Raw genomic sequence first — 16,358 nt, forward strand, 5'->3', positions numbered from 1 at the left:
GTGTCTTTTTACCTGTTTTATTGATATAGCAACAGGAAAAATACAGAATTTTCTGTAATTATTAGGATAGATTTCACAAAAAGTTTTTCGGAAATCGAATGTTTTCGATGTCTTCCCAACTCTAGCTCGGACAGGCTGCCTTAGGTGCTCACCGGTTATGACTTTTCTATTTGTGCATTTCATGGTATATTCTAATGGTTCGTTTTCTTTCGTTCCGCCTCTTCCGTTTAACGGAGAAAAGGAGTGTTTAAATGAAAACATTTATTCAAAAAAGAGGCCTCGGCTTCTTTGTAATTGCAGCCATCTTGTTATGGCTCAAGACGTATACAGCTTATTTAATCGAATTTAAACTTGGTATATCAAATGTGCTTCAGCATATTTTGCTTTTTGTGAATCCTATTAGCTCCAGCTTGTTCTTTCTTGGCTTTGCTTTATTGTTCAAGAAAAAATGGCAGCCTGCCGCTATCATTGTGATTCACTTTTTCATGTCTTTTTTACTTTACGCAAACATCGTGTACTATCGATTCTTCAATGACTTTATCACGCTGCCTACAGTGATGCAGGCAGGAACGAATGGCGGACAATTAGGTGATAGTGCATTTTCACTCATGCGTTGGACTGATATGTTTTACTTTCTCGATACCATCATCTTGATCGTACTCGCAGTCCGCATGAAAAGACAGCAGCAAACAAGTACGACTGTACCTGTTCAAAAAACAAAATCGTTTAGACTCGTTCTTGTGTCCTCTGTTCTGATCTTTGTTGTCAACTTAATCGCAGCAGAAATTGATCGCCCAGAGCTTTTATCAAGATCGTTCGACCGCAATTATTTAGTCAAATACTTGGGTGCTTATAATTTTACGGTGTTTGATGCCATTCAAAATGTGAAGTCAAACAGCCAGCGTGCCCTGGCAAATTCAAGTGACGTAACAGATGTAGAGAATTATCTAAAGGCGAACAGCGCTGATCCTAACCCAGCTTATTACGGGAAAGCGAAAGGCATGAACGTCATTACGATTTCTCTTGAATCACTGCAAAACTTTGTCATTGATTACAAGGTGAATGGAAAAGAGGTCACTCCTTTCCTAAATTCATTAGCCCATGACAACAAAACGTTTTATTTTGACAATTTCTTCCATCAAACAGGGCAAGGAAAGACATCTGATGCGGAATTTATGATGGATACGGGGCTTTTCCCATTATCACAAGGCTCTGTGTTTATTAACAAAGCTCAAAACACATATCAGGCGCTTCCTGGCATTTTGAAAAAGGACCAATACACGTCCGCAGAATTCCACGGGAATACGAAAACGTTCTGGAACCGAAATGAAATGTTTAAGTCCTTTGGATATGACAGATTTTACGATTCTGAATACTACGATATGAATGAACAAGATACGAAGAACTATGGATTGAAAGACAAACCGTTCTTCAAAGAATCCATGCCAATGCTTGAAAATCTGAAACAGCCGTTTTATTCAAAATTCATTACGCTGTCAAACCACTTCCCATTTGGTATGGATGAAGGTGATACTGATTTTGAACCTGGCGACTTCGGAGACTCCGTCGTTGATAACTACTTCCAATCTGCTCATTATTTAGATGAAGCCATTGAACAGTTCTTTAATGACTTGAAGACATCTGGTCTCTATGACAATACCGTCGTCATTATGTACGGTGACCATTACGGCATTTCAGAAAACCATAATGAAGCGATGGAAAAAGTGACTGGCGAAAAAATTGGAGACTATGAAAATGCCCAGCTTATGCGTGTGCCGCTCTTTATCCATGTGCCAGGCGTAAAAGGCGGACAGATTCATAAATACTCTGGTGAAGTCGATGTTGCGCCTACTCTTCTCCACCTGCTCGGAGATGATACGAAGAACTATTTAATGTCTGGTTCTGATATCTTATCGAAGAACTTTAAAGAGCTTGTGCCATTTAGAAATGGAGACTTCGTGTCTAAGGACTACACGAAAGTAGGCAACAACTATTACAGCAACAAAACAGGTGAAAAAATCGAGCCGACTGAAAAGGCATCACAAGAAAACGAAACGGTGAAAAAGATGCTAGAGACATCTGATAAGATTGTCACGGAAGATTTACTCCGTTTCTACAAACCTAAAGGCTTTACACCAATTGAACGCAATGATTATGACTACACAAAGAAAGTACAGGATGAAAAAGATTCCTCTTCCGCCAAAGATGAATCCAGCTCGTCTTCCAAATAACTTTTTCATTTAAGGCCCCAGCCGATCCAAGATCAGCTGGGGCTTTTTACGTTTGATCCACATGGCACCGGGTATAGTTGAAGAAGGAGGGATTGATTAATCATGAAAAAAACAGCAGCTTTTGTCGTGACCGCTTCACTCGCTTCTTCCACCTTATTCGGTTTTAGCCCGGCGATTTCAGCGCACGCCCTGACCCAAACGCAGGCAGAACAGTCCATTCCTCAAGGGCCGAAAGCAGCGCTAAACAGCATTTATCAGCTAGCACATCAAGGACAAATGCCATACTATGCAGAAGGACTCAAAATAGGGGTTCAAACAAAAAAAGACGTTCGGCATAAACTAGGACAGCCTTATCCAGAAACCGGTCAAAGCGGCTTTGATTTGTATCATGCTGAGATGGGCAACCCTGGATTTGCTTTTCACTATGACAAAAAAGGCAAGATTAACGAAATCCGTTATTTTGGAACAAATGTAGAAAAAGAAACGAATATCGGAGGAATGACTCCTTCCCTATTAAAGAAACAGCTTGGATCAGCAGATTCAGTCAGCACCATCCCGCAAACAAAAGAGAAAAAATACGTTTATCAGACCGGTGATTATGAGCTCGAATTTATCGTCGGACATGATCCAGATATCAGTCAGCACGAGCTGACTGTGGTGCATATTAACCTCATCAAAGCCGGTTCCTAAATAAAAAGCATCCTGAATTTTTGCTCAGGATGCTTTTCTTTATTATGATGCCACTTCTAAATGCGGCTTTCTTTTCAGTTTTCGCTTAAGGATTGGACCTGCTACATAATCAAGACCAAATTTTCCGGCATTTCCTTTCGCTGCTATGATAAAGACGGCGATCAGAAGAAGAAGCGGGTTAACAGAGACGGTTCCAGCTAGTAAGAAAGAGACATTCATCACGCTTCCAAAAAAGGCTGCCGTTGTTGTAAACAATCCGACAATTAGTCCTAGACCAACTAAGATTTCTCCCCACATGACCATGGCACTGAAGAGTCCGGCATTTGGCAACGCGACATTTTCTAAGAACCAGACATAGAACGGATAAACAAGATGTCCATCTTTCACAACAGGTTCGGCTATGGCAAATTGCAAATATCCTGATGCATCGAATCCGCCTGTTAGTTTTCCAATACCAGATGTCAGCCAAGTCCATCCGATATAAAGTCTCGCTGCCAAAAGGATAACCGCTGCCCATACATTCGTTTGTAAGAATTTTGTAAACATGATGATGCCTCCTTTTAAATTATGTGAAATACTTCACATTTTCTTTATGATCTTATTATACTATGTAAATATCATTTGTGATCCTTTTCACATGTATATTCACAAATTGTTCATGAATATCTAGTCGAGGTAAACTTTTCCCTTGCTATTTCCGTCTAAGTTATTTCAGACAGTAAAAAGGGGTTACATTTTGTATGAAAACATTATTTCATTTTGCTTATTTACAGGCCATCTCTTGTCTATTTCCTGTCATGATCTTTACGGCGCTTGCCCTATCAAAGGTCGTGTCTATTCCTTTTCTTCATCGATATGATTTTATTCTTCTGCTTTGCCTTATGGCACAGCTCCTCATGCTGATGCTGCGGCTTGAGACACTGACAGAGTTGAAGGTTATTTGTCTCTTTCATGTGATTGGAATAGGCTTAGAAATCTACAAAGTACATATGGGTTCATGGTCCTATCCTGAAGAAGCTTATACGAAAATTTTGGGGGTTCCGCTCTATAGCGGTTTTATGTATGCGAGCGTGGCAAGCTATATTTATCAGGCACTGACTCGACTTCACGTGAAGGTGAAAGCATGGCCTCATCCGTATCTTTCGATTGGGATTAGTTTATGTATTTACCTCAATTTCTTTACTCATCACTGGATTTATGATCTACGCTGGTGGCTGACATTACTCCTAGTGGTTGTGTTTCGAAAAACAACCGTTTCCTTTCAGGTCGGTTCATCGACCTTTCGCATGCCGCTTGTTATCTCGTTTTTGCTGATTGGCTTTTTTATTTGGGTGGCCGAAAATGTCACGACCTTTTTAGGAGCATGGCAATATCCAAATCAGCAGCATGCTTGGTCTCTCGTCCATCTTGGTAAAATCAGTTCATGGTTTTTACTTGTTGTCATCAGCATTGTACTGGTAATCGAACAGCGAAAACAAAAAAACGTTCAGCCCATTTGATCTGGCTGAACGCTTTTTTTTAGTCCTGAGCGACTTCCTTACGAAGATCATCGGCGACAAATTCGACATTTGTTCCAATGATGATTTGTACGGAAGTTTTTCCTGACGTCAGTACCCCTTTGGCACCTGCTTTTTTCAATGTACCTTCATTTAATAAATTGGTATCTTCTACTGTTAAACGAAGACGGGTCGCACAATGGTCAATTGTGGTGATATTGTCTTTGCCGCCTAGTCCCTCTACGAGCATACTTGCTCCGGCAGTATGTGTATCATCCCCTGAAATATCTTCGATGTCATCATCTTCCCTGCCCGGTGTTTTTAGCTTTAACAATTTAATCAGGAAATAGAAAACAACAAAGTAAATCACGCCATAGATGACCCCAACCACAAGTAACAGAATGGGTTTTTGCGCAATTCCAAAACTTAAAACGTAATCAATCGCACCCGCTGAAAAAGCGAAACCGCTATGAATGCCTAAGGTGTTGACAATAAAGAGCGAAAGACCAGTTAATATCGCATGAACACCATATAAAAGTGGAGATAAAAACATAAATGAGAATTCAATTGGTTCTGTGATTCCTGTAATAAATGACGTCAGTGCCATTCCAATCATAAGACCGGCTGTTGCTTTTCGTTTTTCAGGCTTTGCGGTCACAACCATCGCGAGACATGCCGCCGGCAGCCCAAACATCATCACTGGGAAGAAACCAGTCATAAAGACACCTGCACTTGGATCGCCTTTGAAGAACCGCGCTAAATCACCTGTCGCTCCGCTGAATTCACCGAATTGAAACCAAAATAGATTATTCAGCACATGGTGAAGTCCTAATGGAATGAGCAAGCGGTTAAAGAAGCCAAACAGCCCGGCACCCGTTGCTCCAAGACTTAAAATCCACTCCCCTAAATCATTGATCACACTTTGAATTGGAGGCCATACATATCCAAAAACGGCTGCTAATAGAATGGTAAAAAGTGCTGTCATAATAGGCACAAGCCGTCTTCCACTAAAGAAACCTAAGTATTCAGGCAGTTTCGTGTCCTTAAATTTATTGTAAACGTAACCTGCCAAAAGTCCGCACAAAATACCACCCAATACCCCCATATTGTTGGTCGAATTGATCGATGTGGTACCAGCTGACAAAATAAAATAAGAGATCGCTCCAGATAACGCCGCTGCTCCGTTACCATCCTTTGAAATACCAATCGCTACACCCATAGCAAAAATTAAAGCCAAATTCGCAAAAATTGCATTTCCTGCCGCATGAATAAACGGGATGTTGAATACATCTTCCCGCCCAATAGCCAAAATGATACCCGCTGCAGGAAGCACAGCGATTGGAAGCATAAATGATTTTCCTAACTTTTGAAAAAACTGAAACACCATCTTATTTCTCCCCCCTTCGTCATCATCATGAACAAATCTCTCATGATGTTCATAAAAAATATATCATATGCACATCTAGTTATCTATACCAATTTGTCCACATCTCACCCAAATCTCAGCCTTTACTCTTTTGGCGTAAAATGTGGTAAGCTATTGAATAGAATGAAGTTATAGAAAGCGGGAATGAACAGTGATTGTCAAACATGATCATGAGTTAGAAGCCTTAAAAAAAGTCGGCCGAATTGTCGCTTTGGCAAGAGAAGAAATGAAAAGCCAAGCGAAACCAGGCATGTCTACAAAAGAATTAGATTTGATTGGAAAAAAAATATTAGAAGAGCATGGAGCCAATTCAGCTCCTGAAAAAGAATATGATTTCCCCGGTACGACTTGCATCAGTGTCAATGATGAAGTCGCACATGGCATTCCAAGTGAAAAAACCATTTTACAAGAGGGCGACCTTATTAATATTGACATCTCAGCAGAGCTTGATGGATATTATTCCGATACTGGGATTTCATTCGTTTTAGGTACAGGAGATGCTCGTCTTGAAGCATTATGCCAGTGTGCAGAGGATGCATTCCTTGAAGGATTAAAGCACGCGAAAGCCGGAAAAAGACAAAATCAAATTGGCCGTGCAGTCTACAATACGGCGAAAGAACAAGGATTTACCGTCATTAAGAACTTGACAGGACACGGCATTGGGAAAAGCCTGCATGAAGCACCTAACCATATTTTGAACTATTATGATCCATTCGATAATGCTTTGTTTAAGAATGGGACAGTGATCGCCTTTGAACCTTTCATTTCAACAAATGCTGAATCGATTTATCAAGCGGATGACGGCTGGACATTTAAAACACCTGATAAGAGCCTGGTCGCACAGATTGAACATACGATTGTGATCACAAAAGACGAACCGATTATTTTAACAAAGCTGTAAGTAAGCGGGTCCCCTCCTTCACTGGAGGGGATTTCAGCGTGTAGACAAACCCTTTCACGAATCTGTCACGACTAAACAAAAATGCCTGTGGTAAAATAGGCAAAGATATGCGAAAGGGGTCTTATTTGATATGTGGTTCATCATCATCGGTGTTATCTTCTTTATTGAAAGTATTATTTTAACGGTTGTAGGTATTAAGAAAAAACAATCCATGATGACCTACCTCGGGATTGTCATCATGATTATGACAGTGGGCATGATCATCGTTACCCTCAACCCGCCAAATTCATAAATAATTATTTCCAGCATATACATGGATCATAGGCAGATAGAATCAGTTTTCATTTCTAAACACCTGCACACTTTTCACGTCCTTTTTTGAGATGTTACAATGCAGGCAGTTTCCATTGAAAGGAGTTTTCTATCATGCATTATGGTAGCAAAGGCTGGTATGTCGAAGAATTAAAGAAGCTTGGTGTGACCAAGCATGAAGGAAGAAAGCTTCAAAGCTTTAAAACTTATTTCCTTGCAAATCTTCTTGAGCAAAAGAAAACGAGCTCTTAAATGTTGAAAAGCCGTACATCCATAGCAGATGTACGGCTTTTTTATATGGGCTGAACACGTTTTTCTAAAGACTTCCTGACCACATCTGCTAAGGCATCTACTTCAAGAACTGCTTTCAGCCTGTTTTGATCTACTTGACGGTATTTGACTTCATTGACTTCGTGGACTGTGATGGGATGGGGCGCTTTTTCGACTAACACAAGAGCTTCATCAGGAGAGACCATTCCTTCTTTCAGCACACGCAAATAAAAACCGGTATATCCCGTTTGCTGCACTTCCTTTACAAGCTTCATGTTTCCATGCTTAAGAGAGAGCTTCACACATGGCTGTCTTGGCTGGCTGACCTCAACTAGCGCATCCCCAAGCTGAAATACATCTCCAATACGAACTTCTGTCTCTACAAGCTGATGCACGGTCACGTTTTCACCGAAGGCTGCCTCCTGTAACGGCACCCCTAAAAATTGCTCAAAATAAGTATAGTGATCATATGGAAAGACGCAAACGGCTTTATCATCACCTCCGTGATGGACCAAATCACCTTGTCCATCTCCATCAAAATTGAGCTTACTCAAATAAACAGGCTCGTGAATACGCTTTTTGTTGATGGCTGTTTTGATTTCTTTTCCATTCACATAGGTGGTGATAGGTTGTCCTACTTGAATTCCTTCGATGTCGTACCTTGTCTGCCCCACTCTCGCCATCTCCTTTGATTGTCTGATTGCTTTTATTTTACATGGTTTGACAGTCAAATCATAGTCGGTACGTGAAGGAACGAGACAGGTTATGGTACGATGAGAAAAAAGGAGAGATGACATTGGTTCATTATCACGCTATTGTAAAAGGACGAGTTCAAGGAGTCGGTTTTCGTTATTTTGTTCAAGGAGAAGCCGTCAATCGAGGGATAAAAGGCTGGGTACGCAACACAGATGAGGGTCACGTGGAGTTAAAAGTAGAAGGAGAGCAGCAGGAGGTGTTTGACTTTTTAGAGACCGTCCGTAAAGGTAGTCCTTTTTCAAAAGTCACACATTTGGACATGGAGCCGCTCACCACGTTCGCCCATTATCAAGACTTTCGGATTAGAGGATAGTTGATGTGTATCCTTTATTTCACAACAGTAAATGGGTTTGCAACATCATAACCAATCAAGGTTGTACGTGAAGCATCTTTGTAGAGACTCACATGAACATCATAGTTGGCTGATCCACTGTTAGGAAGTAATAAACGAGTAGGTGCTGCGAAAGCGTTTTGTCCAGAGATAGACCCTTCGTGTGTAAAGACTGGTGTCACTGGGAAAGTAAGTTTTCGAATAGCAGCTGTATAATAAAGTGTTTCATTTGTTGTTGCTGTCATGTTGACGTTGACCTGAGGATGAAGCGAAGTATAAGTTGAACGATCGGTTGTCACCTTTAAATCGATGTCATTCTGAACCATTGCTACAGTCGTTGCTTTAGCTCTTTCATCACCTAGTGGTAGAAATCCGTTGAAACTGAATACAGCCAAAAATATGAGCAACGTTATTTTTTTCATCTATATTCCCCCTTTTTGATTTCACCGCCATTAAACCATCATTTTCCAAATCAAACAACATTCCAAAGACTCATTTCATACAAAAAAACCTAGCTTTTCGCTAGGCTCTTTCCGTCCCGTGGTAGGGTTTTTCCTGATAAAAATAATTCGGTTTCACGATCGTATTGTCATAGTGACGATGGAAGATATGCGTAGCAGCTGGTGATACTGGCGGAATCAGCCATGTCCAATCACCAGTCAGCTTACGATCAGCTTTTTCTTCCTGTTTTTCAAATTGTTTGAACTGATGGGCAGCTGTATGATGATCGACAATGGTCACCCCTGCCTCGCGATAAGAGTGCAGAACCGCGACATTCAACTCGACAATGGCTTTGTCCTTCCAAAGTGACGCATTCTTTGTCGTGTCCAGTCCTAAAATAGAAGCGACTTTTTTCAGCATATTGTAGCGGTTTTCGTCAGCTAGATTTCGTGCGCCAATTTCTGTTCCCATATACCATCCATTAAACGGTGCCGCATTGTAATGAATGCCGCCAATTTCTAATTTCATATCAGCAATAATCGGAACAGCATACCATTTCAGTCCTAAATCACCGAACCCATCATATTCAGGATGAGTGATCTCTACCTCTTGAACGATCTCTTTCGGAAGATCATACAGAACCGGCGGCTGATCTTTTAGCTGAAACATAAGTGGCAGAAGGTCAAAATGCGTGCCTTCGCCTTTCCAGCCATGCGCTTCACACAACTTGGTTAATTCAAGTGATGCCTCGTCCCCAATGATGCCATATTCCGACTCATATCCCGCATAACGAACGAGTTGATGATTATAAATAACGACTTCCTTCCGTCCCTTATTCTCTGGTGGGAAGATGGTAATGGACGGTTTGATTTTACCCCCATTTGTCGCATACTCAATATGATGAAAGAGTGCCTCTTTCACCTCATCTTCTGTTGTCACGTGCCGGCAGTCATGCACATGCAGTGTTGACCAAAACAAGCGCCCAATGCACCGGTTGCTGTTGCGCCATGCCATTTTTGCCCCGTGAGCTAATTCTTCCTGCGTATGAGTATACATACCGTCAGACTCAATTTCTTGTTTTATTTCATGCAGACGTGCTGCTTTTTCTTCATTTGACTTGCCTAATTCTTCATAGCATACAGAAATAAAAGCTTCTGCTTCATTCCACAACGCTTCTTGGTTACTCAAACATACTCGCCTCACTTTAATACGAATATATCCATTGTAGCGGTTTCTATTGATAAATTCACTTGTTTCAAACCATTTTTTATCATATCGTGCGACGATTGTCCTTAGACAATGGATGAATCAATGACTTCAAGGGTCTTTTGGAGCCAGCGAACATACCCTTTTTCCCTTTCAATTGCTCTTGTCAGCACTAAATAATGCCCGAATTGTGTTGAATGCAGTGATTGGGCAGATGGATCTTCTTCTGTTAAAACGTTCAGTTTCTGTTCAAGCATCTCCACTTTCTTTGTTCGCTCCTGCAGCTGATGTGAGAAGAGACCGACCGCTTCTTTTTGATCCATAGATGAGATAAAGAACGTTTTTAACATAAATTCATCTTTTGTTGTGTCTGGAATCGGGCCTTTTTTCCTTAACCACTCATGCAGTTCTCTTTTTCCTGCATCAGTGATTTGATAAACCTTCTTCTCTAGCTTCTTTCCTTGTATGTGAATATCAAATTCAATAAAACCCTCTTCTGTTAGCCGCTTTAATTCAGGGTATATTTGACTATGCTTCGCACTCCAAAACTGTCCAAGGGAATCTTCAAAGTGTTTCTTCATATCGTATCCCGTCAGCTCACGCTGATCTAGTAAGCCAAGAATGGCATATTTCAGTACTCTCATGACATGCCTCCAACGCATATTCTTTGACAATAGTATACCATACACCCTAAAATAAACATGTAAATCATGACATGTTTGAAACAACATCATTTTAATTGAAAGAAGGAATAAACATGGATCAATTCGTTGGACTTCATATGATTTATACGTATGAAAATGGCTGGGAATATGAGATTTACATTAAAAATGATCACACCATTGATTACCGCATTCATAGCGGAATGGTTGGAGGCCGCTGGGTTCGTGATCAAGAAGTGAATATTGTGAAGCTGACAAAAGGGGTATACAAAGTTTCCTGGACGGAACCGACTGGGACAGACGTGTCTTTAAACTTTATGCCTGAGGAGAAACGCATGCATGGGGTCATTTTCTTCCCAAAATGGGTGCATGAACGTCCAGATATCACCGTTTGCTATCAAAATGACTATATCGACCTCATGAAAGAATCCCGTGAAAAATATGAAACCTATCCGAAGTATGTCGTACCAGAATTCGCAGACATTACGTACATCCACCATGCTGGGGTAAACGATGAAACGATTATCGCAGAAGCACCGTATGAAGGCATGACCGATGAGATCAGAGCTGGACGAAAATAGAAAAAGCGGCACGCACTGTGCCGCTTCTAGGATGGTTGACAAAGGACTAAAATGAACTTGATTTTAGTCCTTTTTATTTTATACCTAACGTCTTTTGAGATAACAGGAATCGGTAAACTGGTAGTTCATCGCCTACTTTTGATGCAATAAAACCTGATGACATATAGCTGTCTTTTGATTCTGGTTCAAGGGCAAGTGACAACAAATTGGTCTCTGGCTGTGCAGTCACATATACCTTTGTTCCTTTTGGCAGCTGACGTTTCTTTTCAACGAGTCTCGTTTCAAGCTGAATATCTGTTTTGCTTGTTTCCACTCGTTTTGTCACCTCATAGGCTTGAACTGGCACTTTCATGCCAACAGGAAGTGTCACACTTTTTAACCCTAAAGTTCTGAGCTTTCTATCTACTCCTTCATGTCCTGGGAGAATAAGATAAGCTGTCGGCCGTTCTCTTGTTAAGACAGGAACCGCATCACTTGCACTATGAAAACGTACCGGGACATTGGTGGTTTGTCCTTTCTCAATATCCACCATTTCAAGTGAATCGTTCACAGGCGCCTTGAAAGCATCTTGAATGACCACTTGATCATCATCGTTTGATTGAAGACCTTTTTTCACAAGTTTCAGCCGCTCCGTCACCATTTGCTGCTTCACCTGCTTGGCATGCTTCACTGTTGTCTCAATGATTTTTTCATGAGTGGTGACTTGTGCTGCCACGCGCCGGGTAAAGTCCTCTCTGCCAATTCCAATCCCCCTACTTTCTACAAGAAATGAAATAGCTGGTGAAAGCGCTAGGGCATTTCGGCCAATTCGTGCATCAGTTCCGCCTTCATAAAGATCGATTTTTCCGTCCTTCCCTCTTGTGTTTGTATAATATAAATCGTTGGAAAATCCCTTATTCGTCAATGTTTCACGCACTCCGTTGACGTACAATTCATTTGACGTGAAACGAATACTTTCAGGAATGTTCAAATTCTTACCGGATAATATCAGCAAATCGTGATACTTGAGTGCACCTGATGCACCGATGTCTTCAAACTGCTTTTGACCAACATCATATTCATGGGCATCGATGACGACCTCGGGCGCAAAGCGATTAAATTCTTGATGAAGGGCTGTCAGCTCTGGAGATTCTAGTGTCATGTGGTCACGGTTGCCATCCATTCCGTTTGCAAGCCTGCGGTCAAATGCATAAGAACCATCTGGATTGATTCTTGGAACAATGATGACGTTGACATGGCTCAGTATACGCTCTCCTTCATCACCTGCTAGTCGTTTGGCGATGACAAGGGCAGATTCACCGGAGGCTGGTTCATTTCCGTGTATTTGTGCTTGAAGCCAGATCGTTGGCTTTTTTGACAGTGGAGAGATGTGACGATCCTTTGTAAAATAGAGGGCTGGAATGGATCTGCCTTCAATGGATGTTCCAATCTGTTTCTGCGTGGCGTAAGGACTTTTACTGACAATGTCACGTAAAAAATCTTGAAGCTCTTCTTGTGTGGTAAATGCTTCTCCTTTTTTCTGAAAGGCAGGGGTATCAAACGTTTCGTCAGGCTCAGGATACAGTTTTTGAACCGTGGCTGGCTGCTCATAGCTTTTTCCATAATAAGGGGTCTCTGCATTCGCTGAAGCTGGTGTCACCATCGACAAACTTCCTGCCATGAGGCATATAGCAGCAAAAAGAATGGTACTTTTCTGTTTGGACATGCTATCCTCTCCCTTCGTTGATTTGCATTATAAAGAAAAAAACAGCAAAAGTGTCAGCATTTTTCAAAAATATATCTTTTGGAGGAATCATGCATGTCTTTATATAGGGCAAATGAATGGATGTTGCCCTGCAATAGGACCTAAAAAAGAGCGCCTGCATGAGCAGCAGACACTCTTCTCATTACCAGATCGAAATGGCCCCAATTAGAACCGCCATCACTGTCATGGCGACGACTGCAAGAACCGCCCATTTCATGCCAAATTTCTGATGCTGATCTAGTGATACCCCAACGAGTCCCACAAGTAAATGAGTCGATGGAACAAGTGGGCTTAACATATGAATCGGCTGACCAATGATAGATGCTCTCGCAATCTCAATTTTATCGACACCGTACGCTGCCGCTGTTTCTGATAGGATCGGCAGTACCCCATAAAAGTATGCATCATTTGGCATAAAGAAAGTGAAGATCCCGCTCGTTAGCGCGACAATGACTGGAATAAACCCGCCAAGCTGCTCTGGAATAGCTGAAACAATCGAAATCGCCATTTCATCAACCATTTTCGTCCCAGTTAAGATACCTGTAAAAACACCTGCTGCAAAGATCATGGAAGCAATCGCTAAGACGTTGGTTGAGTGAGCCGCAATCCGCTCACGCTGCTGCTCTAAATTCGGATAGTTCACGATAATGGCGACACAGAAGGCAAGAACAAACAGAACCGTTAAGCTTACTTTTCCAGACACAAGCAAGAGAACCAAAAGCAAAGTCAGTGTCAGGTTAAACCACCAAAGTTTCGGTCGCTTAATATCATCTTGCAGCGCTGCTGCCATTTCATTTGCATGAATCGGCTGTTCGAGCTCAATAACACCAAGACGTTTTCTTTCAGACTTCCCAAGAAAGTATGCCACCACAATCATGCTCAAAACCCCTGCACCAATGACTGGAATCATCGGGCCAAATAAAAGTGATGGATCAACGCCAAGTGCACTTGCCGCTCTAGGTGTTGCCCCTCCCCATGGAATCGTATTCATAATCCCCATGCCGACTCCGGCAATACCCGCTAAAATAATCGGACGAATGCCAAGCAGTGTAAATAGTGGAAGCATGGCTGTTGTTGTAATCATGTACGTTGTGGTTCCATCACCGTCAAGTGCGACAAGCATCGTCAGGACGGCTGTTCCGACAACAATTTTTAATGGATCGCCTTTGACGATCTTTAAAATTTTCGCCACCATTGGATCGAATAAACCTGCATCAATCATAATCCCGAAGTACAAAATGGCAAACATGATCATGACCGCCGTTGGTGCAACTTGCTGTACACCTTTGACAATCATGTCTGAAATTTCTGTAAAATGAAAACCTGCAATAAGAGCAAATGCAATCGGTGTTAATACCAATGCCGTTAAAACAGACATACGTTTCGTCATAATTAAAACCATAAATACAATCATCATAAGAAATCCTAAGATCGCTAACATTTCGTTCACCCCTTATGTTGTATACGCTTTCATTAAATGTTGGTATCCCATTTCCAACCCTTTCTGTCATGATATCTGACGCCTTAATTGAAGTAAATATTATGAATTTTAATTCTTTTTTGGTCGATAAATGCTTTTTGTTCATTTTGTGCAATTGTTGTTCTTTGTTGGTTCCATGAAAAAAGCGGTCTCATTTGACCGCTTTTTCTCCTTGTATAAATTGCTCATAACGCCTTAATTGATCTTCCATATAGACCTTTGCTTCTTTACTATTCATATAACGGCCTGTCCAGCCTTTTTGTTTTAACTGCTTTTTCCATGACTTCGTTTGCGTCATTTTTTGAAGAAGCTGATCCCATGCTCGAATGTCGTGCTGATTCATTTGCTTTGGTCCCATCACACCACGCCAATGAGAGAAAATGAGCGGAATCCCTTGTTCTTTCCAAGTGGGCACGTCTTTGAATCCTTCTAAACGCTGATTCGTTGTGGTCGCAACAAGCTTCAGTCTTTTCTTTTCATAATCGTGGCGAACCTCCGTAATGGTTGTAGTTGCCGCATCTACCTCATGGTCAATGAGTGCTTGGAATAAATCATCTGCACTGTCAAATTTTAAAAACTGAATGCGGTACGGATCTATCCCTGCCATTTCGGCAGCCCGTGCGAATGAGATTTGATCATCATTTCCAAAGTCCGGGGCAAACCCAATTTTTAAGGAATCCGGTTTCTTTTTTAGTGCGTGTAATAGCTCTTTTCCATTTGAGAAAGGAGAATCAACTGGCACTGCGACTACCTGCCACTCTTCCGCAAGAATAGCGAGCGGGGTAACATCATTCATGGTCACGTTACTGCTGCCCAGCAAATTACGGCTTAATAATAAGCTTGAATTTAAACTGATATAATTGGCATCTCGCTCCATCATATAGGTCCATCCTTTATCAACGGTTCCGCCTCTTTGATAAAGAATATGCACAGGCTCTTCCACTAGCTTTTCTTGTTCTAGCACGGTTTTCATCACTTGAGCTGTTTGGTCAAATCCGCCATCAGGTACACCTGATACCACAATATATAATGGGCTGTGCTCCAGAAAAGAATCTTTTGCTGTTTTTTCATTAAAGGTGAGCGTTGTACAAAGGCAGACCAAAATGAGTAAGAGTATTCCTTTTTTCATTTTTATGACTCCGTTTGTTTTTTGGCGGGATAATATTTTCGTTCTGGTCTACCAATGATTCCATACGCCAGCTCTGCCCGGCATTCTCCCGTTGTCACAAGATACTCTACGTATCGTCTTGCTGTTGTGCGTGATGCGCCCATTTTTTCTCCGAGTTCTTCCGCTGTAATTCCGTTCATCTCTGCTGCCATGAATGTTTTCACTTTGTCCAAAGTCAGTGAATTAATGCCTGTTGGCAAGTCTCGCTCATCCTTTTGTTGCGATTCTTCCTGTATTTGACCAAAAAACAGATCAATCATCGTTTGATTGACTTCCTCTTTTGAATTGATTAACTCTCTCTTCTCTTTATATTCGGTTAACACCTGCGTGAATTTTTGGGCGGTCACTGGTTTGATTAAATAATGAACGACTCCATAATGCAGGGCGTCTCTTAACAGCATCGTTTCCGTTGCAGCCGTGATAATGATCACATCCACTTCAGGATGGCGCTCTCTTAACAGCGGCAAAAGGTTCGTGCCGAGCTCATCAGGCATGTAGACATCAAGTAAAATGAGATCCACTTGTTCTTTTTGAAGTGCCTCCCACAGATCCTTTGCACTCTTTGCCTTGCCGGCCACTTGAAAGCCTTGTACCTTTTGTATATAAGATTCATGAATCGCAGCGATTCGAAAATCATCTTCCGCAATGAGTACCTTTATCACA

At 41.5% G+C, this 16,358-nt stretch carries 18 protein-coding genes; 8 read left to right on the plus strand and 10 right to left on the minus strand.

Annotated elements, in window-relative coordinates; all coding sequences use genetic code 11:
* Positions 1-251: 251 nt before the first annotated feature.
* Together KFQ09_RS05840 and KFQ09_RS05845 are read left to right on the plus strand one after the other, a co-directional pair.
* The gene (locus KFQ09_RS05840) at positions 252-2,231 is read left to right on the plus strand and encodes a lipoteichoic acid synthase (RefSeq protein WP_079919178.1); all 1,980 of its coding nucleotides are present in this window, start codon (positions 252-254) and stop codon (positions 2,229-2,231) included.
* Positions 2,232-2,333: 102 nt separating this feature from the next.
* Complete coding sequence (locus tag KFQ09_RS05845; protein ID WP_060780873.1) at positions 2,334-2,921, plus strand: YjgB family protein; 588 nt, start codon at positions 2,334-2,336, stop codon at positions 2,919-2,921.
* A 42-nt stretch (positions 2,922-2,963) separates the two neighbouring features.
* Here KFQ09_RS05845 and KFQ09_RS05850 read toward each other — a convergent pair whose 3' ends face one another.
* Positions 2,964-3,467 (minus strand): DoxX family protein, encoded by a 504-nt coding sequence (locus KFQ09_RS05850; RefSeq protein WP_079919177.1) that lies wholly within the window; start codon positions 3,465-3,467, stop codon positions 2,964-2,966.
* A 194-nt stretch (positions 3,468-3,661) separates the two neighbouring features.
* On the opposite strand from KFQ09_RS05850, the gene KFQ09_RS05855 reads away from it, so the two are divergent.
* Positions 3,662-4,420 carry a DUF817 domain-containing protein gene (locus tag KFQ09_RS05855; protein ID WP_079919176.1) on the plus strand — a complete coding sequence of 253 codons (759 nt, stop codon included), beginning with the start codon at positions 3,662-3,664 and terminating at the stop codon, positions 4,418-4,420.
* Positions 4,421-4,439: 19 nt separating this feature from the next.
* Here the strand turns inward: KFQ09_RS05855 and nagE are convergent, their stop codons facing one another.
* Positions 4,440-5,804 (minus strand): N-acetylglucosamine-specific PTS transporter subunit IIBC, encoded by a 1,365-nt coding sequence (nagE, locus tag KFQ09_RS05860; protein WP_039168069.1) that lies wholly within the window; start codon positions 5,802-5,804, stop codon positions 4,440-4,442.
* Between the two features lie 190 nt (positions 5,805-5,994).
* Between nagE and map the strand changes: the two genes are divergently transcribed.
* From map to KFQ09_RS05875, 3 genes are all read left to right on the plus strand, one after another.
* The gene (gene map, locus KFQ09_RS05865) at positions 5,995-6,744 is read left to right on the plus strand and encodes a type I methionyl aminopeptidase (protein WP_008341769.1); all 750 of its coding nucleotides are present in this window, start codon (positions 5,995-5,997) and stop codon (positions 6,742-6,744) included.
* A gap of 130 nt (positions 6,745-6,874) precedes the next feature.
* A complete protein-coding gene (locus KFQ09_RS05870; RefSeq protein ID WP_008341770.1) occupies positions 6,875-7,036 on the plus strand; it encodes a hypothetical protein in 162 nt (53 codons plus the stop codon).
* A 134-nt stretch (positions 7,037-7,170) separates the two neighbouring features.
* Positions 7,171-7,308, plus strand: a complete 138-nt coding sequence (locus KFQ09_RS05875) for a YflJ family protein (RefSeq protein WP_008341771.1) — start codon at positions 7,171-7,173, stop codon at positions 7,306-7,308.
* 41 nt (positions 7,309-7,349) lie between these two features.
* Here the strand turns inward: KFQ09_RS05875 and KFQ09_RS05880 are convergent, their stop codons facing one another.
* On the minus strand, positions 7,350-8,000 hold the full coding sequence (locus tag KFQ09_RS05880) for an MOSC domain-containing protein (RefSeq protein ID WP_046342941.1): 651 nt from the start codon (positions 7,998-8,000) through the stop codon (positions 7,350-7,352).
* A gap of 122 nt (positions 8,001-8,122) precedes the next feature.
* Between KFQ09_RS05880 and KFQ09_RS05885 the strand changes: the two genes are divergently transcribed.
* Positions 8,123-8,395: an acylphosphatase gene (locus KFQ09_RS05885; protein WP_041090676.1), complete on the plus strand. Its 273-nt coding sequence runs from the start codon at positions 8,123-8,125 to the stop codon at positions 8,393-8,395.
* Between the two features lie 14 nt (positions 8,396-8,409).
* Here the strand turns inward: KFQ09_RS05885 and KFQ09_RS05890 are convergent, their stop codons facing one another.
* The 3 genes from KFQ09_RS05890 to KFQ09_RS05900 form a co-directional block, all read right to left on the minus strand.
* Complete coding sequence (locus tag KFQ09_RS05890; protein WP_255836095.1) at positions 8,410-8,835, minus strand: hypothetical protein; 426 nt, start codon at positions 8,833-8,835, stop codon at positions 8,410-8,412.
* 100 nt (positions 8,836-8,935) lie between these two features.
* Entirely contained in the window at positions 8,936-10,042 is a 1,107-nt protein-coding gene (locus tag KFQ09_RS05895; protein ID WP_017358774.1) for a nitric oxide synthase oxygenase, read from the minus strand.
* A gap of 104 nt (positions 10,043-10,146) precedes the next feature.
* Positions 10,147-10,704 (minus strand): PadR family transcriptional regulator, encoded by a 558-nt coding sequence (locus KFQ09_RS05900; RefSeq protein ID WP_148780607.1) that lies wholly within the window; start codon positions 10,702-10,704, stop codon positions 10,147-10,149.
* Between the two features lie 113 nt (positions 10,705-10,817).
* On the opposite strand from KFQ09_RS05900, the gene KFQ09_RS05905 reads away from it, so the two are divergent.
* A complete protein-coding gene (locus KFQ09_RS05905) occupies positions 10,818-11,303 on the plus strand; it encodes a phenolic acid decarboxylase (protein ID WP_008341777.1) in 486 nt (161 codons plus the stop codon).
* Between the two features lie 73 nt (positions 11,304-11,376).
* On the opposite strand, the gene KFQ09_RS05910 is transcribed toward KFQ09_RS05905, so the two are convergent.
* From KFQ09_RS05910 to KFQ09_RS05925, 4 genes are all read right to left on the minus strand, one after another.
* The gene (locus KFQ09_RS05910; protein ID WP_255836096.1) at positions 11,377-13,008 is read right to left on the minus strand and encodes a M14 family metallopeptidase; all 1,632 of its coding nucleotides are present in this window, start codon (positions 13,006-13,008) and stop codon (positions 11,377-11,379) included.
* 181 nt (positions 13,009-13,189) lie between these two features.
* Positions 13,190-14,488 (minus strand): Mg(2+)/citrate complex secondary transporter CitM, encoded by a 1,299-nt coding sequence (locus KFQ09_RS05915; RefSeq protein ID WP_008341779.1) that lies wholly within the window; start codon positions 14,486-14,488, stop codon positions 13,190-13,192.
* A gap of 190 nt (positions 14,489-14,678) precedes the next feature.
* Positions 14,679-15,656 (minus strand): tripartite tricarboxylate transporter substrate-binding protein, encoded by a 978-nt coding sequence (locus tag KFQ09_RS05920; RefSeq protein ID WP_046342937.1) that lies wholly within the window; start codon positions 15,654-15,656, stop codon positions 14,679-14,681.
* Positions 15,657-15,658: 2 nt separating this feature from the next.
* Positions 15,659-16,357 (minus strand): response regulator, encoded by a 699-nt coding sequence (locus tag KFQ09_RS05925; RefSeq protein WP_025206910.1) that lies wholly within the window; start codon positions 16,355-16,357, stop codon positions 15,659-15,661.
* Position 16,358 lies beyond the last annotated feature (1 nt).

The organism is Bacillus sp. FS02 (assembly GCF_024398395.1).
In the GTDB taxonomy this organism is placed as follows: Bacteria; Bacillota; Bacilli; order Bacillales; family Bacillaceae; genus Bacillus; species Bacillus altitudinis.